The organism is Tessaracoccus luoxuelianae (assembly GCF_055326245.1).
In genome coordinates this window covers 488992-510496 of sequence record NZ_JBUZNO010000001.1, presented here as the reverse complement: position 1 = coordinate 510496, position 21505 = coordinate 488992, and the positions used below count along the sequence as shown (strand labels likewise).

At 70.8% G+C, this 21505-nt stretch carries 18 protein-coding genes and 1 other RNA gene; 12 read left to right on the top strand and 7 right to left on the bottom strand.

Going from position 1 to position 21505, the window contains the following annotated elements; translation table 11 throughout:
* The first annotated feature begins 89 nt into the window (after positions 1-89).
* Positions 90-473 carry a YccF domain-containing protein gene (locus ACZK39_RS02280; protein ID WP_182782416.1) on the top strand — a complete coding sequence of 128 codons (384 nt, stop codon included), beginning with the start codon at positions 90-92 and terminating at the stop codon, positions 471-473.
* Positions 474-481: 8 nt separating this feature from the next.
* On the opposite strand, the gene ACZK39_RS02275 is transcribed toward ACZK39_RS02280, so the two are convergent.
* Positions 482-1186: an NRDE family protein gene (locus tag ACZK39_RS02275; RefSeq protein WP_182782417.1), complete on the bottom strand. Its 705-nt coding sequence runs from the start codon at positions 1184-1186 to the stop codon at positions 482-484.
* 68 nt (positions 1187-1254) lie between these two features.
* Here ACZK39_RS02275 and coaBC point away from each other — a divergent pair, with 68 nt between their 5' ends.
* Complete coding sequence (gene coaBC / locus ACZK39_RS02270; RefSeq protein WP_459056406.1) at positions 1255-2478, top strand: bifunctional phosphopantothenoylcysteine decarboxylase/phosphopantothenate--cysteine ligase CoaBC; 1224 nt, start codon at positions 1255-1257, stop codon at positions 2476-2478.
* A 31-nt stretch (positions 2479-2509) separates the two neighbouring features.
* On the opposite strand, the gene ACZK39_RS02265 is transcribed toward coaBC, so the two are convergent.
* Entirely contained in the window at positions 2510-4591 is a 2082-nt protein-coding gene (locus ACZK39_RS02265; protein ID WP_182800117.1) for an elongation factor G-like protein EF-G2, read from the bottom strand.
* A 247-nt stretch (positions 4592-4838) separates the two neighbouring features.
* On the opposite strand from ACZK39_RS02265, the gene rplM reads away from it, so the two are divergent.
* The 6 genes from rplM to rnpB all read left to right on the top strand — a co-directional run bounded on the left by rplM (position 4839) and on the right by rnpB (position 9925).
* Positions 4839-5282, top strand: a complete 444-nt coding sequence (gene rplM, locus ACZK39_RS02260; RefSeq protein ID WP_182782420.1) for a 50S ribosomal protein L13 — start codon at positions 4839-4841, stop codon at positions 5280-5282.
* 20 nt (positions 5283-5302) lie between these two features.
* The gene (rpsI, locus tag ACZK39_RS02255; protein ID WP_182782421.1) at positions 5303-5830 is read left to right on the top strand and encodes a 30S ribosomal protein S9; all 528 of its coding nucleotides are present in this window, start codon (positions 5303-5305) and stop codon (positions 5828-5830) included.
* A 104-nt stretch (positions 5831-5934) separates the two neighbouring features.
* The gene (gene glmM / locus ACZK39_RS02250) at positions 5935-7287 is read left to right on the top strand and encodes a phosphoglucosamine mutase (RefSeq protein ID WP_182782422.1); all 1353 of its coding nucleotides are present in this window, start codon (positions 5935-5937) and stop codon (positions 7285-7287) included.
* 63 nt (positions 7288-7350) lie between these two features.
* Complete coding sequence (locus ACZK39_RS02245; RefSeq protein WP_182782423.1) at positions 7351-8091, top strand: zinc ribbon domain-containing protein; 741 nt, start codon at positions 7351-7353, stop codon at positions 8089-8091.
* Positions 8091-9524: an RNB domain-containing ribonuclease gene (locus ACZK39_RS02240; RefSeq protein ID WP_459056408.1), complete on the top strand. Its 1434-nt coding sequence runs from the start codon at positions 8091-8093 to the stop codon at positions 9522-9524. The genes ACZK39_RS02245 and ACZK39_RS02240 overlap by 1 nt, the downstream gene beginning before the upstream one ends.
* A gap of 34 nt (positions 9525-9558) precedes the next feature.
* An RNA gene (gene rnpB / locus ACZK39_RS02235) (RNase P RNA component class A) lies at positions 9559-9925 on the top strand.
* 13 nt (positions 9926-9938) lie between these two features.
* Here the strand turns inward: rnpB and ACZK39_RS02230 are convergent.
* Positions 9939-10181, bottom strand: a complete 243-nt coding sequence (locus ACZK39_RS02230; protein WP_463612397.1) for a hypothetical protein — start codon at positions 10179-10181, stop codon at positions 9939-9941.
* Between the two features lie 472 nt (positions 10182-10653).
* Here ACZK39_RS02230 and ACZK39_RS02225 point away from each other — a divergent pair, with 472 nt between their 5' ends.
* Positions 10654-13158: a circularly permuted type 2 ATP-grasp protein gene (locus ACZK39_RS02225; protein ID WP_463612396.1), complete on the top strand. Its 2505-nt coding sequence runs from the start codon at positions 10654-10656 to the stop codon at positions 13156-13158.
* Positions 13155-14117 (top strand): transglutaminase family protein, encoded by a 963-nt coding sequence (locus ACZK39_RS02220; RefSeq protein WP_459056411.1) that lies wholly within the window; start codon positions 13155-13157, stop codon positions 14115-14117. Before ACZK39_RS02225 ends, ACZK39_RS02220 begins: the two co-directional genes overlap by 4 nt.
* On the opposite strand, the gene ACZK39_RS02215 is transcribed toward ACZK39_RS02220, so the two are convergent.
* The 3 genes from ACZK39_RS02215 to ACZK39_RS02205 are packed head-to-tail and all read right to left on the bottom strand — an operon-like array spanning position 14081 to position 16613.
* Positions 14081-14884, bottom strand: coding sequence for a transglutaminase-like domain-containing protein (locus ACZK39_RS02215; RefSeq protein ID WP_220489360.1), 804 nt, complete (start codon positions 14882-14884; stop codon positions 14081-14083). The genes ACZK39_RS02220 and ACZK39_RS02215 overlap by 37 nt on opposite strands.
* Complete coding sequence (map, locus tag ACZK39_RS02210) at positions 14881-15741, bottom strand: type I methionyl aminopeptidase (protein ID WP_182800111.1); 861 nt, start codon at positions 15739-15741, stop codon at positions 14881-14883. The genes ACZK39_RS02215 and map overlap by 4 nt, the downstream gene beginning before the upstream one ends.
* A gap of 26 nt (positions 15742-15767) precedes the next feature.
* Positions 15768-16613 (bottom strand): DUF2510 domain-containing protein, encoded by an 846-nt coding sequence (locus tag ACZK39_RS02205; RefSeq protein ID WP_463612395.1) that lies wholly within the window; start codon positions 16611-16613, stop codon positions 15768-15770.
* Between the two features lie 172 nt (positions 16614-16785).
* On the opposite strand from ACZK39_RS02205, the gene ACZK39_RS02200 reads away from it, so the two are divergent.
* On the top strand, positions 16786-18078 hold the full coding sequence (locus tag ACZK39_RS02200) for a glutamine synthetase family protein (RefSeq protein WP_182782515.1): 1293 nt from the start codon (positions 16786-16788) through the stop codon (positions 18076-18078).
* A gap of 6 nt (positions 18079-18084) precedes the next feature.
* On the opposite strand, the gene ACZK39_RS02195 is transcribed toward ACZK39_RS02200, so the two are convergent.
* On the bottom strand, positions 18085-18510 hold the full coding sequence (locus ACZK39_RS02195; RefSeq protein ID WP_182800110.1) for a sterol carrier family protein: 426 nt from the start codon (positions 18508-18510) through the stop codon (positions 18085-18087).
* Between the two features lie 70 nt (positions 18511-18580).
* Here ACZK39_RS02195 and ACZK39_RS02190 point away from each other — a divergent pair, with 70 nt between their 5' ends.
* A complete protein-coding gene (locus tag ACZK39_RS02190) occupies positions 18581-21499 on the top strand; it encodes a bifunctional [glutamine synthetase] adenylyltransferase/[glutamine synthetase]-adenylyl-L-tyrosine phosphorylase (protein ID WP_463612394.1) in 2919 nt (972 codons plus the stop codon).
* Positions 21500-21505: the final 6 nt, after the last annotated feature.

The following is a 21505-nucleotide window of genomic DNA, read 5'->3' as shown; positions in this document are numbered from 1 at the left end:
TCACCGGGGGCCCTACCCCGCAGGGCCGGCCCGGAGCCCGCTGCGCAGCGCATACGCTTGTGCATGTCGGCCGCGCCACAAGGAGAGACATGCGCACACTGCTCAACATCATCTGGGTCGTCTTCGGCGGGTTCTGGCTCGCCCTCGGCTACTTCGTCGCCGGCGTGATCGCCTGCATCTTCATCATCACCATCCCGGCCGGCGTCGCGTCGTTCCGGATGGCGAACTACGTCCTCTGGCCCTTCGGGCGGAGCGTGATCAGGCGGCCGGAAGCCGGGGCCGGATCCGCGATCATGAACGTGATCTGGTTCCTCATCGCCGGCTGGTGGCTGGCCCTGGCGCACGTCGCCGCGGCGTTGGCGCAGACCCTCACGATCATCGGCATCGCGAACGCCTACGTCAGCCTCAAGATGATCCCCGTGACCTGCTTCCCCTTCGGCAAGCAGATCGTGGACAACGGCTCCATCTTCTGAGCCACCCTTCAGAGGCGCGGACGGTTCCACTGACCGGGTCGCGCCAGCGCGTCCGTAGCCACCCGGATCCCCGAGGCGTCGAGCGACGCCACGGCCACCAGCAGGCTGAGCGTCGGGTAGCCGTGAGGCCGGTTGTCGCGGATGATCGCCCTGTCGTCGGCGGCCTCGAGCCGGGCGGACTCCTCCAGCACCCGTAGCCAAGCCTCCCACCAGCGGCCGTCGCCCCGGTCGTCGGTGGCGGTGGTCGCGAAGCGGCCCAACCACTGCGCGATCCTCGGGGTGGTGGGATCATCGACGTCCTCGTGGGCCACCATGTGCGTGCCGGGCGCCAGGTCCGTGACACTGGGGCGCCCGCCCTCCCACGACGTGACGCGCGCGCCCTCGGCGTGGGCCTCCACCAGGTTGAAGCCCAGGGTGGTCAGCGGCTCGGGCAGCGGCCGCCCCGCCACCGCGTCCAACACCAGCGATCCCCTCGAGGTGGGCACCGGCACGTCCGCGCCGCCTGCGCGATTGAGCAGCACGGCGAGCCGCGACCCGTCGGCGGCGAGCCAGGCCCCGCCGGCAAGCTCGTCCCGGACCCCGCGTACCGACGGCCGATCCGGCCACCAGGCGCCCCACGGCAGCCAGGGACGCTCCGGGTCCTCGTCTCGGACCGCCAGCACCCGGACCGGACCCTCACCCGGCTCCGGCACCCGGATCACCACAGTGCACATGCCGCGACAGTACCGGGCCCCGGTCTCCGTACCGGCGCAACGCGGATGCCTCTGGAAGAATCGTCGGCATGGTCATCGTCGTGGGAGTCACGGGCGGCATCGCCGCCTACAAGGCCGTCCAGCTCGTCCGCCTGTTCGTACTCGACGGGCACGAGGTGCACGTCGTCCCCACCGAGGATGCTCTGCGGTTCGTCGGGCTTCCCACGTGGGAAGCGATCTCCCGCAACCGGGTCACCACCTCCGTCCACGACGACGTGCCCGAGGTGCGGCACGTGGCGCTCGGCCAGCGGGCCGACCTGGTGGTGGTCGCGCCGGCCACCGCCAACACGATCGCGTCGATGGCGGCCGGCCTCGCCTCCGACCTGCTCGGCACCACCCTGCTCGCCACCCGCGCACCGGTGCTCATCGCGCCGGCGATGCACACCGAGATGTGGCAGCACCCGGCGACGGTGGCGAACATGGCCACGCTCAGGTCCAGGGGCGTGCACGTGATCGGGCCGGCAGACGGACCGCTCACCGGCGGCGACTCCGGGCCGGGCCGGATGAGCGAACCCGACGAGATCCACGCGGCGGCGCGGCGGATCAGCGCCCACCGGCAGGATCTCGCGGGGCTCACCGTCGCGGTGTCGGCCGGAGGGACCCGCGAGCCCATCGATCCCGTCCGCTACCTCGGCAACCGGTCCAGCGGTCGGCAGGGGGTGGCGCTGGCGGTGGCGGCGTCCGAGCGCGGCGCGAGGGTCTACCTCGCGGCCTGCAACATCGACGCCGACGTGCTGCGCCCCGCCCAGCGGCCCGGGATCGAGACGCGCACCGCCGGGTCAGCCTCCGAGCTGTCGGCCGTGATGGGAGAGCTGACGCGGACGGCCGACGTCGTCATCATGGCGGCCGCCGTCGCGGACTACCGGGTGGCGGAAACCTCCGAAGGGAAGCTCACCAAGGAGGCGGGGGCCCCGCCGGTGCTGACGCTGGTGGAGAACGAGGACATCGTCGCCGGCCTGGCCGCCCGGCGCCGCCCCGGGCAGCTGATCGTCGCCTTCGCGGCGGAGACCTCCACCGGCGACGAACTGCTGCGCCGCGCCGTCGCCAAGCGTCGCGGCAAGGGCGTCGACCTGCTGGCCGTCAACGAGGTGGGCTGGCACAAGGGCTTCGAGGCGGCGGACAACAGGGTGCTGATCCTGGGCGCCGACGATGCGGTGATCGCCGAGTCGGCAGGCACCAAACGTGAGGTCGCCGACGCGCTCCTCGACGCCGTCGTGGGGCATCCCGGACGCGGCGCGGCCGCGCGCCCCTGACGGGAACACGCGGCCGCGACTCTGCCTGGAACTACTGCTTCGGCCAGAGCTCCTCGGGCATCAACTCGTAGCCGTGGAACTCGCGGGTGAAGCTGCCGGTGCCCTGCGCGACGCCGCGCAGGTCGATCGGGTAGGTCACGAGCTCGCTCTGCGGAACCAGTGCCTCGATGGTGGCGTGGCCCTGGCCGTCGAGGTCGCTGCCCTGCACCTGCGCCCTGCGGCCGGCGAGGTCCGTGAGCACCGAGCCCATGAACGAGTCGCCGGTGGTGACGCGCACCCGGTCGATGGGCTCCAGCAGGCCCACCTTCCCGGGGCCGGCGGCGTCCCGGAGCGCGAGTTGGCCGGCCACCTGGAACGCCATGTCCGAGGAGTCCACCGAGTGGGACTTGCCGTCGTAGAGGGTCACCCGCACGTCCACCATCGGCATCCCGAAGGTGGTGCCGTGCGCAAGCTGCTGCTCGAGGCCCTTCTGGACGGAGCCGATGTAGGCACGCGGCACCGAGCCGCCCACCACCTTGTCCACGAACTCGAAACCGCCGCCACGGGGGAGGGGTTCCACCTCGACGTCGCAGACCGCGAACTGACCATGCCCGCCGGACTGCTTGACGTGGCGGCCCTTGCCCTTCGACGGCGCCACGAACGTCTCCCGCAACGCCACCCGCACCGGCTCCTCCTTGAAGCCCACCTGGTAGCGGTCCCTGAGCCGCGCCAAGAGCAGCTCCTTGTGGGCCTGGCCCATCACCCACAGCAGCTGCTGCTCGGTGCCCGCGTTGCGCTCCAGATGCACCGTGGGGTCCTCCAGCGCGAGACGGTGGAGGGCGGATGCGAGCTTGTCCTCATCGCCGCGGCTGGCCGCGTGGATGGCGACAGGCAGCTGAGGCGAGGGTAGAGACCAGGGCGGAAGCAGCGCGGGGCGGGCGGGATCCGACAGCGTGTCCCCGGTCTCGGCCTTCGAGAGCCGGGTCACCGCGACAATCTCGCCCGCGACAGCCACCGGCTTGGCGACGATCTCGCCGCCGAGGGTGACGCTCATCGGGCCGATCCGCTCGTCGTCGTCGTGGTCCGGATGCATCGGGTCGGCCTCCGCGCCGAAGAGCTCGCGGTGCCCCGAGACGTGGACGACGTCGTCGACCCTCAGCGACCCGCTGAAGATCCGCACCAGGCTGGTGCGGCCGGCGAAGTTGTCCGACGTGGTGCGGATGACCTGCGCGACGAGCGGGCCGTCAGGCTCGCACGACGCAGGCGGCAGCGTGGCGCCGTTGGGTGTGGTGATCGGTGGGATGTGGTGCGACGCCGGGGCCGGGAAGCCGCGTTCGATCCAGCGCATCAGCTCCTCGGTGCCCTTGTCCGAGGTGGTGTGGGCAGGCAGCACCGGGAAGAACCGTCCCGACTCCACCGCCGCCAGCAGCGCGGTGTGCACCTCTTCGGCGGCCAGCTCCTCGCCCTCGAGGTAGCGCTCCATGAGGTCCTCGTCCTGCACCTCGGTGATGATGGCCTCCAGCAGGGGGGCGCGGCGCTCGTCGATGAGCGCCAACTCCTCCTCCGTGGCATCCCGCGACACCCGGACTCCCGACGAGTAGTCGTGCGCGCGCTTGTTCAGCAGAGAGAGGTTGCCCACGTTCTCCCCGTCGACCTCGAGCGGGATGAGGGCAGGGATGATGTTGTCGCCGAACGTGTCCTGCACGACCGAGACCATCAGCTCGAAGTCCGCGCGCCCCTGGTCCAGCTTGGTGATGGCGAGGATGCGGGGCATCTGGACGTCCTGGCATTCGTGCCACAGCGCGACGGTGCCGGCGTCGATGTCCTCGCCGGCGGCGACGACGAAGATCGCCGCGTCGGCAGCCCGAAGGCCCGCCCGCAGCTCGCCGACATACTCCGCATGCCCGGGGGCGTCGAGGAGGTTGATCTGCACATTGTTTGACGGGATCGAGGCCAGCGTCAGCGATGCCCCCCGCTCGGGGGTGTCTTTCTCGCCGCGGTAGCCCTCGATGCGGGCGCGCAGAAGATGTTCGAACAGTGTTGTCTTGCCCGAGCCGCTGGCTCCCACGAGGACGACGTTGCGGACGTCGATGGGGGTCGAGACGGCGATCTGGGGACTCGTCTTTGAGGCCATGGCCTAACGTTAGACCCCTCGTGAGGGCGCAATGAGGCAACCCCCGCAAATCGGTGGGGGAGCGCCTCCCGGGCGGGCACCGTCGAGGTGGCGCACCGATTTGCCCCGCTGGCCTCCGGCCACGTAAGCTTGGCAGCTGTTGCGCGCCGAGAGGCCTGTGCGACTTACTGGGGTCGGCTGCGGCTCCGCGAGTCGACGCCGCCAGTGCGATCCGCAGTTTGTTTGGAAACGAATGGAAGTTGGTCTCGTGTCTACGTACACCCCAAAGCCGGGCGAAATCGCCCGGAACTGGCATGTGATTGATGCCGAGGACGTCATCCTCGGGCGTCTCGCCGTGGCCGCTGCCACCCTGTTGCGCGGCAAGCACAAGGCCACCTTCGCCCCGCACGTCGACGGCGGAGACTTCGTCGTCGTCGTCAACGCCTCGAAGATCGCTGTCTCCGGCAACAAGCGCACGGATTCGATGCGCTACTCGCACTCCGGCCGACCGGGCGGCCTCAAGGCCGTCTCTATCGGAGAGATGCTGAACAAGGATCCCCGTAAGGCGGTTGAGCTCGCTGTGTGGGGCATGCTGCCCAAGAACAAGCTGAGCCGTCAGCTGATCGGGAAGCTCAAGGTCTACGCCGGCCCGGAGCACCCGCACGCCGCGCAACAGCCGCAGGCCTACCAGATCACCCAGATCGCCCAGTGAGCGAGAGCGAGACGCATCCCATGACCCAGACTGCTGACATCGAAGAGACCGTCGCGGACGAGATCACCCCGTTCGTCGACGATCAGAACCGCGAGATCGCCTACCGCTCGGACGCCAACCCGGCTGCCGCCGCCGGCTCCGACGTGCGTCCCGCCGTCGTCGCCCCCATGGGCGCCACCGGCCGCCGCAAGGAGGCGGTCGCCCGCGTCCGCATCGCTCCCGGCTCCGGCTCCTGGACCATCAACGGCCGCACCCTTGAGGACTACTTCCCCAACAAGGTGCACCAGCAGCTCGTCAGCGACCCGTTCGTGGTGGCCGGCGTGTCCGGCTCCTATGACGTGATCGCCCGCATCCACGGCGGCGGCATCACCGGTCAGGCCGGCGCCCTCCGCCTGGGCATCGCCCGCGCGCTGAACGCGGTGGACACCGAGGCTTCGCGTCCCGCCCTCAAGAAGGCCGGGATGCTGACGCGTGACTCCCGCATCATCGAGCGCAAGAAGGCCGGTCTCAAGAAGGCCCGCAAGGCCCCGCAGTACAGCAAGCGCTGATTCCAGCCGCTCCTCGAACGCCCATCCCCGCGCAGGGGGTGGGCGTTCGTCGCATTCGACGAGGAATTCGCCCGGCTGCGTCAGGCGGCGGTAGTCTCGCCTGCGTGGCACGACTCTTTGGTACCGACGGCGTCCGTGGCGTCGCGAACAGCGAACTGACCGCCGAGCTGGCGCTCGACCTTTCGGTCGCGGCGGCGCACATCCTGGGGGAGGCCGGCGCCTTCGCCGGGCATCGGCCCGTGGCCCTCGTCGGCCGAGACCCGCGAGCCAGCGGCGAGTTCCTCGAGGCGGCAGTCATCGCCGGGTTGGCCTCGGCGGGCGTGGACGTGCTGCGGCTCGGGGTGCTGCCCACGCCGGGCGTCGCCTTCCTGGTCAACAGCCTGCACGCTGATCTGGGCGTGATGATCTCCGCCTCGCACAATCCCATGCCGGACAACGGCATCAAGTTCTTCTCCAAGGGCGGCGTCAAGCTCGACGACTACCTGGAGGACGCCATCGAGACCCGGATGGGTGAAGGCTGGGAGCGTCCCATCGGGGACGCCGTCGGCCGCATCCGCAGCGATCTGGGCGCCGTCGAGGCCTACGTCGCTCACCTGGTGGGTTCGTTGGGCGAGGACGCCTCCCTGGAGGGCCTCACCGTGGTGATCGACTGCGCCAACGGCGCCGCCTCGGCCACCGCCCCGGAGGCGTTCGCGGCCCAGGGTGCGCGGGTGATCGCCATCCACGCCGATCCTGACGGGCTCAACATCAACCGCGACTGTGGCTCCACCCACCTCGGCGACCTGATCGCGCGCGTCAAGGCCGAGGGCGCGGATCTGGGCATCGCCCTCGACGGGGACGCGGACCGCTGCCTCGCCGTCGACCATGCCGGCAACGTGGTGGACGGCGACCACATCCTGGCCATCCTCGCCATCGCCATGAAGGAGGAGCACCGTCTGCACTCCGACACCGTCGTCGCAACCGTGATGAGCAACCTGGGGCTGATCAACGCGATGCGGGAGCACGGCATCCGCGTGGATCAGACGAAGGTGGGGGACCGCTACGTTCTGGAGTCCATGAACGCCAACGGTTTCGCCCTCGGCGGCGAGCAGTCCGGCCACGTCATCATCAACGAGTTCGCCAACACCGGAGACGGCACCCTCACAGGCCTGCACCTGGCGGCCCGCATGATCTCCACCGGCAGGTCCCTGAAGGAGCTCGCCTCCGTCATGACGGTGCTCCCGCAGGTGATCATCAACGTCCGCGGTGTGGACAAGCTGCGCGCCGGCATCGACACAGGGGTTCAGCAGGCGGTGGCGGCCGCGTCCCGGGAGCTGGGCGACGCGGGACGGGTGCTGCTTCGCCCCTCCGGCACGGAGCCGGTGGTGCGCGTGATGGTGGAGGCGCCCACGGACGAGGCGGCGCGCCGGATCGCCGACACCCTCGCTGAGAAGGTCAAGTCGCGTCTAGCGCTCTGAGTCTCCGGGCCAGGCCCGGCGGGTAGTCTGGGGCGCACCCCAAACTGGATAAAGGACGCCCCGATGCTCGCTGACCCCGCCGCCCAACGCTCGCTGCTCACGTTGGCCGACCTCGATTCGGAGGTGGCCAGGATTCAGCACGCGGCCCGGTCCCTTCCTCAGCACAAGGCCATCGCGGACCTCATCGCCGCCCGCCAGCGCGTCACCGACGAGCTGATCTTCTCCACCACCGAGGCCGACGACCTTCAGGTCGCCGTCAGCAAGGCTGAGGCGGACCTCGAGCCGGTGCGGGCCAGGCTGGCGCGGGACGAGAAGCGCATCGTCGACGGCTCCGTCACCGACGGCAAGATCCTGCGCTCGCTCCAGGACGAGGTCGCCCACCTCCAGCGCCGCATCTCGGATCTGGAGGACTCGGAGCTGGAGGTGATGGGCCGGCTGGAGGAGGCCGTCGCACACCGGGAGAAGATCGCGGCCCGCAAGATCGAGATCGAGGCCCGGCTGCACGAAGAGGTGGCCGTGCGCGACGAGGCGGTTGCCAAGCTGAGCCAAGAGGCGAAGGACCTGAGCGTGGCCCGCGCGCCCATCGCCGCCCGCATCCCGGTCGCCGTTCTGGCGCTCTACGAGAAGATGCGGGCCTCGTCCGGGCTGGGGGCGGCCCTCCTGAAGGCCGGGCGCTGTGGCGGCTGCCAGCTGCAGCTGACCGTCTCGGACCTGGATCTCTACCGTCGGGCGCCCGCGGAGCAGGTGGTGCGCTGCGTGGAGTGTGACCGCATCCTGGTGCGCACGGCGGAGTCCGGCCTCTGATGCCGTCGACGCATCTGGACATCCGCAATATCCCGGCTGAGGTCCACCACGGCCTCCTGGATCTCCAGCGACGGCTCGAGCTGCCCACGTCCTTCCCGGCGGAGGTGCTGGCCGAGGCCGAGCTGGCGGCGCAGCTGCCGCCCAGTGGGCATGTGGACCGCACCGACATCGAGTTCGTCACCATCGACCCGGAGTCCTCCACGGACCTGGATCAGGCGCTGCAGATCGAGCGCGACGGCGACGGTTACCTGGTGCGCTACGCCATCTCCGACGTGGCCCACTTCGTGCGGCCCGGCACCGCCCTGGAGGAGGAGACCCATCGCCGGGGCCAGACGTTCTACGCCCCCAGCGCGCGCGTCCCGCTCCACCCCTCCGTGTTGGCGGAGGGTGCGGCCTCCCTCCTGGCCGACGGCGTGCCACGCCCCGCGATGCTGTGGGAGCACCGGCTCGACTCCGCGGGGGAGCTCCGCGGGGTCTCCCTGACCAGGGCCCTGGTGCTGAGCCGCGCGAAGCTCAACTACGACGGCGTCCAGCGCGACCTCGATCGCGACGAGTCGCATCCCAGCATCGCGCTCCTGCCGGAGGTGGGGGAGTTGCGTCGCCAGCTGGAGATCCAGCGGGGAGGCGTCTCGCTCAATCTGCCGGAGCAGGAGATCCTCGAGCACGACGGGACCTGGCAGCTGGAGTTCCGGAGCCTGGTGCCGGTCGAGGACCACAACGCGCAGATCTCCCTGCTCACCGGCTTCGCTGCCGCCCGCACCATGCTTGACGGCGGGGTGGGCATCCTGCGTACGCTGCCGCCCGCCGAACAGTGGTCGCTGGAGAAGCTCCGCCGAGCGGCCGCCACGCTGGGCGTCGCCTGGCCGAAGTCCATGGGCTACCCCGAGTTCGTGCGGTCGCTGTCCCCGGACAATCCACGCGAGCTGGCCGTGCTCACCAAATGCACCATGCTGTTCCGCGGCGCCGGCTACCTGGCCTTCGACGGCGCGGTCCCCGACGCACACCTGGAGCACTCCGCCCTCGCCGCGCCCTACGCGCACACCACGGCCCCGCTGCGCCGCCTCGTCGACCGCTACGTCCTTGAGGTGTGCCACGCGCTGCTCAACGGTGTGGAGGTTCCGCAGTGGGCCCGTGACGGCCTCGATGCGCTGCCGGCCGAGATGGCCGACTCCGGGCGGGCAGCCCGGGCCTACGAGAACGGGGTGCTCGACCTGGCCGAGGCGCTCGTCCTGCGCGGCGCCCTGGGCCGCGTGCTGACCGGCGTGGTCACTGACGTGCACCCCAAGACCGGAGTCGGCACCCTGCAGGTGCCCGACCCCGCCGTCGAGCTGCGCGTCAAGGCGTCGCAGAAGGAGGTGGGCTCGGAGATCCGCGTCCGCGTCGACAAGGTGGATGTGCGGTCGGGCAAGGTGACACTGTCGCGGCCGAACTGACCGCATCCATCCAGCGGGTACGATGGTCTGCGGACGAGTCGGCCAGATGATCGCGGCCACTTCGGTGGCTGAGGAAAGTCCGGACTCCTCAGAGCAGGGTGGTGGGTAACGCCCACCCGGGGTGACCCGCGGGACAGTGCCACAGAAAACAGACCGCCTGGCAACAGGTAAGGGTGAAACGGTGGTGTAAGAGACCACCAGCGTGCCGGGTGACCGGTGCGGCTAGGTAAACCCCACCCGGAGCAAGACCAAGAAGGTCGGCCTTTGGCCGGCCGCGGACGCCACTTGAGCGCTGCTCGCGCGAGGCGTCCGGGTAGGTTGCAGGAGCCCGGCGGCAACGTCGGGCCTCAGATAGATGATCATCTGGGAAACAGAATCCGGCTTACCGGCCGACTCGTCCACCATGAACACCCCTCACAGGCTTGTGGGGGCACCGACCAGCGGGAACCGGTCCCCGATATCGTCGGCGAGCTTGAGGGCGGCGGTGGCCTGCGCGGGTGTGGTGGGCACCGACAGGCGCACCCCTTCCATCACCGCGTCTGCCGCGCTCTGCTTGGCTTCGTGGAAGCAGGTGGGTCCCGTCTCCGCGGCGGAGCCTCGGTCGAGCCACCGGAGCCAGCGCCAGGGGCTTCGCCGAAGGTGCGGCGCTTCGAACACGGAGGGTCCCGCTCCTGAAAACGAGGGTGAGGGACGGCAGGGCGGCACTGCGCAGCGGTGCCCAACCCGAGGATCACCCAACCGGCATCCCGCTCAAGGAGACCCAACCGCAACGCCGCCCTGCCGGTCCACACCCGGGACCTGGCAACGCCACAGGGAAGACGAGTGCGGTGAGTCGAGAGTCGAGGCCCGGGCGGCCTCACCACCCGACCACACACTGACCGGCAGCCAGAAACCAGACCCTGGACAACGGCCGCCCGGGCATCGACTCACGGCTTCCCACACCCGACCACCAGAACTGCGTGAAGGTGGTAGTCACGACCCTTCGAGACGGGCCACGCCGCTCCGCGGGCGGCCCTCCTCAGGGAGCGGGGAAGAGAGGGCTGGGGCCGCCGTCAGGGAGGGCGACGCTCGTCGTCCACCGCCGCCGACGGCAGCGCCCCCCGCCGGGAGCACCACTAAGGTGGCGAATGTGACAGCCCAGGCAGCCCCGACCAGCCATCTGGCGGCCTACCGTGGGCGGCTGGGCACGGGCTGGGACGAGCTCACCTCCGGGGCTGAAGCCACGCCCGGGAAGTCGTTCCTCGAGGGCGCCATCGGAACGCTCGGCCTGCGGGGGCTGCAGTCGGCCCGTGAGGAGTTGGACCGCCTGGTCCAGGACGAGGGGATCCACTACGGCGGCGAACTGCGCCTCGCCTGGATGATCGACCCGCTTCCCCTCGTCATCGGGGCCGACGAATGGGACGCGCTGGAGGCCGGCCTCAAGCAGCGGGCCCGCCTGCTCGGCCTGGTGTTGCGGGACCTGTACGGCGAGCAGCGGCTCCTTTCCTCGGGCGCGCTGCCCGCGGAGATCGTGTGGGGCCACCACGGGTTCCTGCACCGCGCGAGCGGCATCGAGGCGCCGAGCCATGCCTGGCTGCCGCTGGCCGCCGCGGACCTGGGCCGCGACGCCGGGGGAGCGTGGACGGTGCTGGCCGACCGCACCGATGCCCCGTCGGGCATGGGCTACGCGATGGCGAACCGTAGGCTCATCTCCCGCGTGATGGCTGACCTGCACCACGACGCCCGCCCGGCGCGGCTGCGCAGCTACTTCTCGGCGATGCGGGCCGGGCTGCAGCAGCTCGCCCCCCGCACCGGACACACCCCCAAGGGGGTCCTCCTCTGGTCCGGGGCCGGTGCGGAGACCGCCTACGAGCAGGGCTTCCTCGCCACGCTGCTGGGCTATGCGCTCGTGGAGGCCGAGGACCTGGTGCTCCGCGACGGGCAGGTGTGGGTCAACTCCCCTGAGGGTCGGGCCCTGGTCGACGTCATCCTCCGCCGCGTGGACTCGGATCTGTGTGACCCGCTCGAGTTCCGCAGCGACTCCCAGCTCGGCGTGGCCGGCCTCGTCGAATCCGCGCGCCTCGGCAACGTCGCCTCCCTCAACCCACTGGGCAGCGGGGTGTTGGAGAACCCGGCCCTGCTCGGCCTGCTCCCGGGGTTGGCCGTCCAGCTCCTCGGGGAGGAGCTCCTCCTGCCGTCGGCCCAGACGTGGTGGTGCGGCGACGACGCGCAACGCAGCCACGTCCTGACGCACCTGGACAGCCTGCTCCTCAAGCCCATCAACCGAGGTTTCGGAGGCTCGACGCTGGCCGGGTGGGAGCTCACCGCTGCCGACAAGGCGGAGCTGGTGGCCCGTATCGAGGCGGAGCCGTGGGCGTGGTGCGGGCAGGACAACGTCGAACTCTCCACCACCCCGGTGGTCACCGCCGACGGCGTGGAGCCGCGCCGCGTGGTGCTGCGTTGCTTCGCCGCCCAGGTGGACCACTCGCACGAGATCCTGGCTGGTGGCCTGGCGCGGGTGGCGCCGGACGAGCGGTTCCGGATCACCACCATGAACGGTGCCCTGACCAAGGACGTCTGGGTGCTGGACCCGGACGATGTCCAGGAGACGTGGACCCCCACCTTCGAGGGGGGACCGATCGCCATCCAGCGGGTGGCGACGCTCGCGCCCCGCATCGCGGACAACCTGTTCTGGTTCGGTCGCTACGCGGAGCGCGCCGACGGCACGGTGCGGCTGCTGCGTCTGGCCGTGGACCTCGCCCACGACCATGGCCGGAGCCCGGTCTCACGCGGCGGCCAGGTGCTCGGCGCCGTCCTCGTCGCCGGGGAGCGGATCACCGGCCTGGACCTGTCCGCGGGCGACGTCGGCGCCGCTCTGAAGCGGCTGCGCCCCGCCGTCGTCGACGGGAGTTCCACCGGCTCCGTGGCGCACGCGATCAGGCGCCTCACGGAGGCCGCCAACCAGGTGCCCGACATCATGTCCAGCGACCTCTGGCACATTCTCAGCCAGCTCAACCGGCTGCTCGTCGACGCGGGCAGGCGCCGCGACCTGGCGGGCATCCTGGACGACCTCGTCGCGGGCACCCTGGCCGTGGCGGGCCTCAACAATGAGAGCCTGACCCGTGACGTGACGTGGGCGTTCATCGACGCCGGGGTGCGGATCGAGCGCTCGCAGCGCACGCTCGCTGTGGTGCTGCACACCCTTGGAGACGACCGTGCGGCCGTGGTGGAGAACCAGCTCGCAGACGCGATCCTCGAGATGGGGGAGTCGCTCATCACGCAGCGCCGCCGCTCCGCCTCCGGTGAGGGGCCCCGTCGCCCGACCCTGGCGGCCACCCAGCTGCTGCTGTGCGACAGATCCAACCCCCGATCCGTGGCCTACCAGCTGGACCGGCTCGTCGAGGACCTCAAGCTCATCGGCGACGACGAGGTGGCGGCGCGGGCCTCGGAGCTGGTGGCGGCGTTCGCCAACGCGGACCTGGTGCGACTCTTCACCGGCCCGAGGGCGCTGGTGACCGGGTTCGCGGCCGCCGAGCTGTCCGAGCTTCGCGCGATCTCCGATGAGCTCAGCCGCAGGCACCTGACCCGGTCCGCGCCGCGCCGGGCCACGCTCAGCGAGTGGAGCGCCGGGGCGCTCCTGGGGGAGGACGCGTGAGGCAGCTTCCCGAAAACCTGACGCCCCGCCGCTACTTCGTCAAGCATCGCACCAGCTACGAGTATCCGGAGCCCGTGACGCTGTGCTACGAGCGGGGATTCCTCACCCCCCGCGACACCGCCACCCAGCGGCTCCGCGCCCACGGCACCCAGGTGCTGCCGCGTCCCCTGCTGCACACCGAGCATCTGGACCGTTTCGGCAACACCAGCCACTACCTGGAGATCCACTACCCTCACACCCACCTCGTGGTGATCAAGGAGGCCATCGTCGACGTGGCCTGGCCCGAGGTGGACCTGGACTCCCTCAACCAGTGGACGCTGGCGTCGGCCCGGCGCGCCACCGCCGGCAACGCCGCGTTCCGGCTGGACCGCGCCATGTTCTCGCTGCCGTCCCGGCACGTGACGGTGGCCTCCGGGGAGGACCTCGCCGACTACGCCGAGACCATCCTGGCGCCCGGGCTGGGCTTCGGTGAGGCGCTGGTGGAGCTCACCAGGGGCATCCGTCGGGACTTCGCGTACCGGCCGGGCGTCACGTCCGTGCGCACCACCGTCGACGAGCTCCTCGAGCTGCGCGCCGGCGTCTGCCAGGACTTCGCCCACCTCGGCATCGCGATCCTGCGCTCACTCGGCGTGCCGGCCCGCTACGTCTCCGGATACATCGAGACGGTCGCGGGGCCCGGGCAGACCAAGTTGGAGGGCGCCGACGCGTCGCACGCCTGGATCTCGGTGCTGGCGCCCACCGGGACGTGGATCGACATCGACCCCACCAACGGGCAGTTCGCGGACTCGCGCTACATCGTGACGGCCTGGGGCCGCGACTTCGCGGACGTGAGCCCGCTGCGGGGGGTCATCGTCACCGAGGCCGCGACCTCACGGCTCAGCGTCGGTGTCGACGTCCTCCCGATGGAGGGCGACGAGGCGCCTCAGGTGAGCGTCCTGAAGCTGAAGTTGTCGTCGTAGGGCAGCTCGCCGTCGACGGTCGCGGTGACCGACAACCGGTTGAGGGTGGTGCGCCCGCCGAGCGTGGTCATGAAGGCGGTGTCGGCGGCGTCGCGCCCGGTGCAGATCCGCACCATGGGGGTGCGCGGCGCCAGCCCGGTGGCGTCGAGCAGGTACCAGGACCCTTCCCAGTAGGCCTCGACGACGGCGTGGAAGTCCATCGGTGTCAGGCCCGGGGCATACACCGACACCAGACGCGCCGGCATGTTGACCCCGCGCAGGAAGGCGACCACGAGGTGCGCCGAGTCCCGGCACACCCCGGCCCGGCTGAGGTAGGTCTCCAGCGCGCCGTCGACGACCCGGCTGGATCCGGGGCGGTAGATCACCTTGGTGCGGACCCACTGCGTGACGGCGCTCATCAGCTCGAATCCGGTGAGGCCGGCGAAGTGGGTGTGGCTGAGGTTGGCCAGCCGGTCCGAGTCGCAGTAGCGCGAGGGCCGGGTGTAGAGGATCTCGTCGATGCCTTGGAGGGGGTACTCGGGGGCGGGGGCCAGCACGGCCGCGTTGTAGTCCACGTGGAGGGTGCCGACGGGGGCGTCGCGGAGCCGGTGCAGGCGGCTGCCCGATGGTGCGATCAGTTCCTCGACCTCGAGCTCGTCGTCGCCGACCTTGAAGGTCAGCGTCTCGTCGACCTCCGGGTAGTGCGTGCTCACCGCGACCGAGAAAACCATGTCCGCGGTGGCGCCGACCCCCACCTCCAGGTGGCTGGAGACCCGCCTGATACTCACGCCGCGTTGCCAGGGAGGGTGAGGATCTCGGCGCCGTCGGCGGTGACCACCAGGCTGTGCTCCCACTGAGCCACCCGCGACCGGTCCGTGGTGACGACGGTCCAGTCGTCGTCCCACTGGTCGGTCTCGTGGGTGCCGAGGGTGAGCATGGGCTCGATGGTGAAGGTCATGCCGGGCTGCATGATGGTGGTGACCCGGGGCTCGTCGTAGTGGAACACCACCAGCCCGGAGTGGAACGCGGTGTGGACGCCGTGGCCGGTGTAGTCGCGCACCACCCCGTAGCCGAAGCGCTTGGCGTAGGACTCGATGACGCGGCCGATCACTGAGAGGGGACGGCCCGGCTTGACGGCCTTGATGGCGCGGTTCAGCGCCTCCAGGGTGCGCTCGGAGAGGAGCCGCGACTCCTCGTCGACGTCGCCGCAGTAGAAGGTGCCGCAGTTGTCCCCGTGGACGCCGTCCTTGAACGCGGTGACGTCGATCTTGACCAGATCGCCGTCCTCCAGCGGGCGCAGGTCCGGGATGCCGTGGCAGACCACCTCGTTGACCGAGGTGCAGATGGACTTGGGGAAGCCGCGGTAGCCCAGCGCCGACGGGTAGGCCCCGTGATCCAGCATGTACTCGTGCGCGACGGCGTCCAGCTGATCCGTGGTGACGCCCGGCGCGATGGCCTTGGCCGCCTCGTGCATCGCCTCCGACGCGATCCGGCCGGCCACCCGCATCCGCTCGATCACATCAGGGGTCTGCACGTCCGAGCCGGTATAGCGCTTGGGTGCGGGCCTGCCGACGTACTCGGGGCGCGGGATGGAGCGGGGGACGTCGCGCAAGGGGGTGATGGTGTGGGGTGTCACTGGGTTCACAGTGCGCCAGTCTACGTGCGGGTGAATCAGCCGTCGAAGCGCAGGGAGGCCAGCGCGTGCTCGACCTCCCGCTGGTTCTCCTCATGGTCGATGGTGGCGCACGAGACGTACACCGCGAACCGGTCCTTGTCGCCGGTGGGCACCAGGATGACGTCGACCACGTCGCCCTCGATGCCCTGATGGCGCTGGTTGCCGACGAAGATGTTGGAGGTGAGCCGCCAGCCGATCCGGTCCGAGACGACGTAGTCCTCGTTGATGAGGATCTCGCGGCGCTCGAAGCCGAAGAACATGCCCGAGGAGGCCATGCACGTGACGAACTGCTCCGCGGCCGTGCTCATCACCGGCGAGAAGCCGTCCGATACGCGGATGTAGCCGACGTTGACGTTGCTGATCCAGCCGGTGGCGATGTCGCGGATCATCCCGTTGGACTCGTACAGCCACTCGATCCAGGCCCCGGACTGGTACCAGTCAGAGCCCGACGGCGGCTCGATGGAGAGCCCGCCACCGTGGAGGCGGCCGTCGCGGAGGTCGCTGCGGGGGGATTCGCCGGTGATGGGGCAGTCGATCGGCTGCCCGAATCCCGTCTCGACGGGGGTGGGGCTGGGCGTCTCCGTGGGGACGAGCTCGTTCCACTGGGTGCCTGAGGGGCGGGCGGACCTGTTGTCCTCGGGCGTGGCCGCGAACGGATTCGCGCCTCGGGGCACGAGGATGATGGCCGCGATCACGGCGGCGACCACCAGCAGCGCGATCACCACCCACAGACCCGTGCCAGGCCCCTGGCGCACGGGCCCGGCCTGCATCCAGCGCTGACCGTCCCAGTAGCGCCGTCCGTGGGGCGCCGTCGGGTCCGCGTACCAGCCGGGCTCTGCCATAGGGCCAATAGTAGATGGTGGCCCCGGACGGGCCCAGTGGCGCCAAGGGCGCTGGCAAGCGCCGGGACCCACGCTCGGAATCACGACCTCTGACGCGGTTCGTCATGCGCTTGAAACAAAGTGCGGGCAGACTGGGGCCATGGATAGGCAGACTGAATTCGTCCTGCGCTCTATGGAAGAGCGGGGGATCCGGTTCGTCAGACTCTGGTTCACCGACGTGTTGGGCTCCCTCAAGTCCGTCGCCATCGCGCCCGCCGAGGTGGAGGGCGCCATCTCCGAAGGTGTCGGGTTCGACGGATCGGCCATCGAGGGCTTCGCGCGCGTCTTCGAGTCCGACATGGTGGCGCACCCGGACCCGTCGACATATCAGGTGCTGCCCTGGCGCCAGGCCGGCCGTTCCACGGCGCGGATGCTGTGCGACATCAAGCTGCCCGACGGCTCCCCGAGCTTCGCGGACCCCCGCTACGTGCTCAAGCGCGCCCTGCAGAAGGCCGGGCAGATGGGCTTCACGTTCTACATCCATCCCGAGATCGAGTTCTTCCTCCTCCGGTCGCTGACGCCGCCGGTGCCGCTGGACGACGGCGGCTACTTCGATCACACCACGCTCGGCGACGGCACGGATTTCCGCCGCGACGCCATCACGATGCTGGAGCAGATGGGCATCTCGGTGGAGTTCAGCCACCACGAGGCCGCCCCCGGGCAGCATGAGATCGACCTGCGCTACGCCGACGCGCTCACCATGGCGGACAACGTGATGACCTTCCGCGTGGTGATCCGCGAGGTGGCCGTCAGCCAGGGGATCCACGCCTCGTTCATGCCGAAGCCGTTCTCCGAACACCCCGGCTCGGGCATGCACACCCACATGTCGCTGTTCGAGGGCGACACCAACGCCTTCTACGACGCCTCGGACGAGTACAACCTGTCCAAGACCGCCAAGCAGTTCATCGCCGGCCTCATGCGGCACGCCCCGGAGATCACGGCGGTGACCAACCAGTGGGTCAACTCCTACAAGCGCCTCGTCGGCGGCGGCGAGGCCCCCTCGTACGCCTGCTGGGGGCGGGCCAACCGCTCGGCCCTCATCCGGATCCCGCAGTTCACCCCCGGCAAGACCTCGTCGGCGCGCATCGAGTACCGCGCCGTCGACGCGGCGGTCAACCCGTATCTCGCCTACGCAGTGCTGCTCAACGCCGGCCTCAAGGGCATCGAGGAGGAGTACGAGCTCCCCGAGGAGACCGAGGACGAGGTGTGGCGCCTCACGGACCGTGAGCGTCAGGCCATCGGCATCCGTGAGCTCCCGCACAACCTCGACGAGGCACTCCGGCTGATGGAGGAGAGCGAGCTGGTGGCCGAGACCCTCGGCGAGCACGTCTTCGAGTACTTCCTGCGCAACAAGCACGAGGAGTTCTCGGCCTACCGCAAGCAGGTCACCCCCTGGGAGCTGGAGCGCCACATCCGCGTCATGTGAGGGCCTTCACCGCACCAGCGGGAAGGCACGGGCAGCCTCGCCGGCGTGCACGCCGGAGGCGCTGAGCGTCGCCCCGGACCAGTCGAGGCGCCCGACGGCGAGGCCCACGAAGGTCTCCGGCGTCATCTCCACGACGTTGGGCGGGGTGCCGCGCGTGTGCCTCGGCCCGGCGTCGAACCCGATCTGAACCGCCGCGAACGGCGGCACCCGCACCTCGATGGACGCCCCCGGATGCCGCTCACCGAGGAGGGCGCACCCGGCCCGGCACACCGCGGCGGTGAGCTCCCGGTCCAGGAGCCCCGGGAGCTTCGCGGCGCGCAGGAGGAGCCCGGTGAGGTCCGGGCGACGGCGGGCAAGCTCTGCGTCGATCGCGGCGTCGTCGCTCAGGTGGGCCCGCAACGCGGCGACGACCTTCGGGGTGGGCTTGAACATGATCGGCCCAGGATAGTGGCGGCGCGCCGTGGGACCCGCGGGGCCGGGCCGGCGTCGATAGTCTGAGCCGGTGACCAGGTACCAGTCGCAGATCGGCGAGTTCGCCCGACGCGGGTTCGACTCCGCCACGGCGAGCGCCCGCGTCTGGGACCGCTGGCGGGAGCGGGTGCAAGGCGACCCGCCCGTCGACCTCGCCGTCTTCGAGCCGGTGGCGGACCGCGACCTCGCCCTCGACGCCCTGGAGCGCATCTCAGAATCCGCCCCGGAGCTCTTCGCCCGGATGGTCGCTGACGACGGCTGGCTCCGGCGGATCGTGGCCGTGCTCGGCGGATCCTCCGTGCTGGCCCAGACCCTGGTGCGTCACCCGGAGGAGGCGGAGGCGCTCCGGGAGGAGCCCCGCGCACGCGGACGCGAGGGGTGGCAGGCCTTCTTCGCCGGACGCGTCGGACTGGTCGACGGCGTCGCCCAGGGCAACCCGGACTCCCTGCGCCTCGCGGACCGGGTGGCGCTGATCGAGATCGCGGCCCGCGACCTCACCGCCCCGGACCCGATCGCCGTCGCCGACGACGTGGCCCGCGAACTCGCCCATGTGGCCGACGCCGTGCTGGAGATGTCGCTGGCGCACGCCCGGGCCGAGGTCCCCGGCTGGCGCTCCGCGCGCCTGGCGGTCATCGCGCTCGGCAAGACCGGCGCGCAGGAGCTCAACTACATCTCCGACGTCGACGTGCTCTATGTGGCCGAGCCCGCGGAGGGGGCCACCGTCGAGGAGGCGATGGCCGCGGCCACCAAGCTGGCGGCCGCGCAGGCGCGGCTCTGCTCGGCGCACACCGCCGAGGGCACCATCTGGCAGGTCGACGCCGCGCTCCGGCCCGAGGGGAAGGCCGGTCCGCTGGTGCGCACCTTGGCCAGCTGCCGGACCTACTACGAGAAGTGGGCCAAGAACTGGGAGTTCCAGGCCATGCTCAAGGCGCGCCCCGCGGCCGGGGACCTCGAGCTCGGCCAGGGCTTCGTGGACATGGTGTGGCCCATGGTGTGGCAGGCAGGGGAGCGGCCGGAGTTCCTCGCCGAGGTGCGCAGCATGCGCGAGCGGGTGATCTCCCTGATCCCCGCCAAGCAGGCCGACAAGGAGATCAAGCTGGGCTCCGGCGGCCTCCGCGACACCGAGTTCTCCGTGCAGCTGCTCCAACTGGTCCACGGCCGGGCCGACGAGCGGCTCCGCGTCCGCGGCACCTTCACCGGGCTCAAGGCGCTGGTGGGCAGCGGCTACATCGGCCGCACCGACGGCGCGGAGATGGCAGACGCCTACCGCTTCCAACGCGTGCTCGAGCACCGCGTCCAGCTGAGGCGGCTCAGGCGCACGCACCTGGTGCCCGACGAGGAGCTGGCGCTGCGGCACGTCGCCCGCTCCCTGGGACTCACCGCAGACGAGCTGACCAGGCAGTGGCGCGAGTCCACGCGCCGCGTCCGGCGCCTCCAGCAGCGGATCTTCTTCTCCCCGCTGCTCGATGCCGTCAGCCACCTCCCCACCGACGGCCTCAAGCTGACCCCCGACGCGGCCATGACGCGAATGCGGGCGCTGGGATTCGCCGACCCGCGGGCCGCGCTCGGCCACATCCAGGCGCTCACCCGGGGCACCGACCGCGGCGCCGAGATCCAGCGGCAGCTGATGCCCGCGATGCTTGAGTGGTTCGCCGAGGGCCCCAACCCGGACTTCGGGCTGCTGTCGTTCAGGCAGCTGTCGGAGGCGCTGGGCACCACGTCCTGGTACCTGCGGACGCTGCGCGACGAGGGTTTCATGGCGCACCGGCTGGCGCGCATCGCGTCCTCGAGCCGGTACGTGGTCAACCTGCTCAAGCGCGCCCCCCACCACATCCACATGCTGGCCGGCAACGACGAGCTGCGCCCGCGCGCCATCGAGGAACTGACCGAGGCCATGACGCGGGCCGCCAGCCGGCAGGAGGACCTCGACAAGGCCATCGCCTCAGTTCGGGCGCTGCGCCGCGCGGAGCTGTGCCGGATCGCCCTCAGTGATGTGTTGGGCGACGCCGACCTGGCGACGGTGGGGGTGGCGCTGAGCGACCTGGCGTCGGCCACCATCGACGCGGGGCTCGCGCTGGCCCGACGTCGCATCGAAGCCCCGCAGGTGGGAGTCATCGCGGTGGGCCGGTGGGGCGGAAGCGAGATGTCCTACTCCTCGGACGCTGACTGCATCTTCGTGGTTCCCGACGGCGTCGAGGGGGAGAACCTCACCCGCGCCACCGAGCTGGTCCGCCTGGCCTCCGACATCATCGGGAAGCCTGGGCCGGACCCGGGGCTCGTCGTCGACACGGACCTCAGACCCGAGGGCAAGGGCGGACCGCAGGTGAGAACCGTGTCGTCGTATGCCGCCTACTACGCCAAATGGGCCTCGACCTGGGAGGCGCAGATGCTGCTGCGCGCCCGGCCAGGTGCCGGAGACCGCGCCCTCGCCGAGCAGGTGCTGTCCGCGCTGGACGGCTTCCGGTATCCCGTCGGTGGGCTCCGACCCGAGCAGGTCACCGACATCCGCAAGCTGAAGTCCCGGATGGAGACCGAACGCATCCCCAAGGGTGTGCCGCGGGAGCGGCACCTCAAGCTCGGCCCCGGTGGCCTCTCGGACGTGGAGTGGACCATTCAGCTGCTCCAGCTACAGCACGCGTACGCCCACCCGGGGCTCCGCACCACCTCCACCCTCGGCGCGCTGCGTCTCCTGGCCCGGTTGGAGCTGCTGGAGCAGCCTCAGGCCGAGCGCCTTGAGCAGGCGTGGGTGAGGGCGAGCCGGCTGCGGGACGCGGTGATGCTGGTGCGCGGCCGCGCCAGCGACGCACTGCCCGCGGACGTGCGCGAGCTGGCCGCAGTCTCGGTCCTCCTGGGCTACGGCCCCAGGGCGGCCTCTCAGCTGGTCGACGACACCCGCCGGCTGCTGCGCCGCGCCTCGGACGTGGTGGACGCGGTCTTCTGGGAGAGCTGAGCCCGA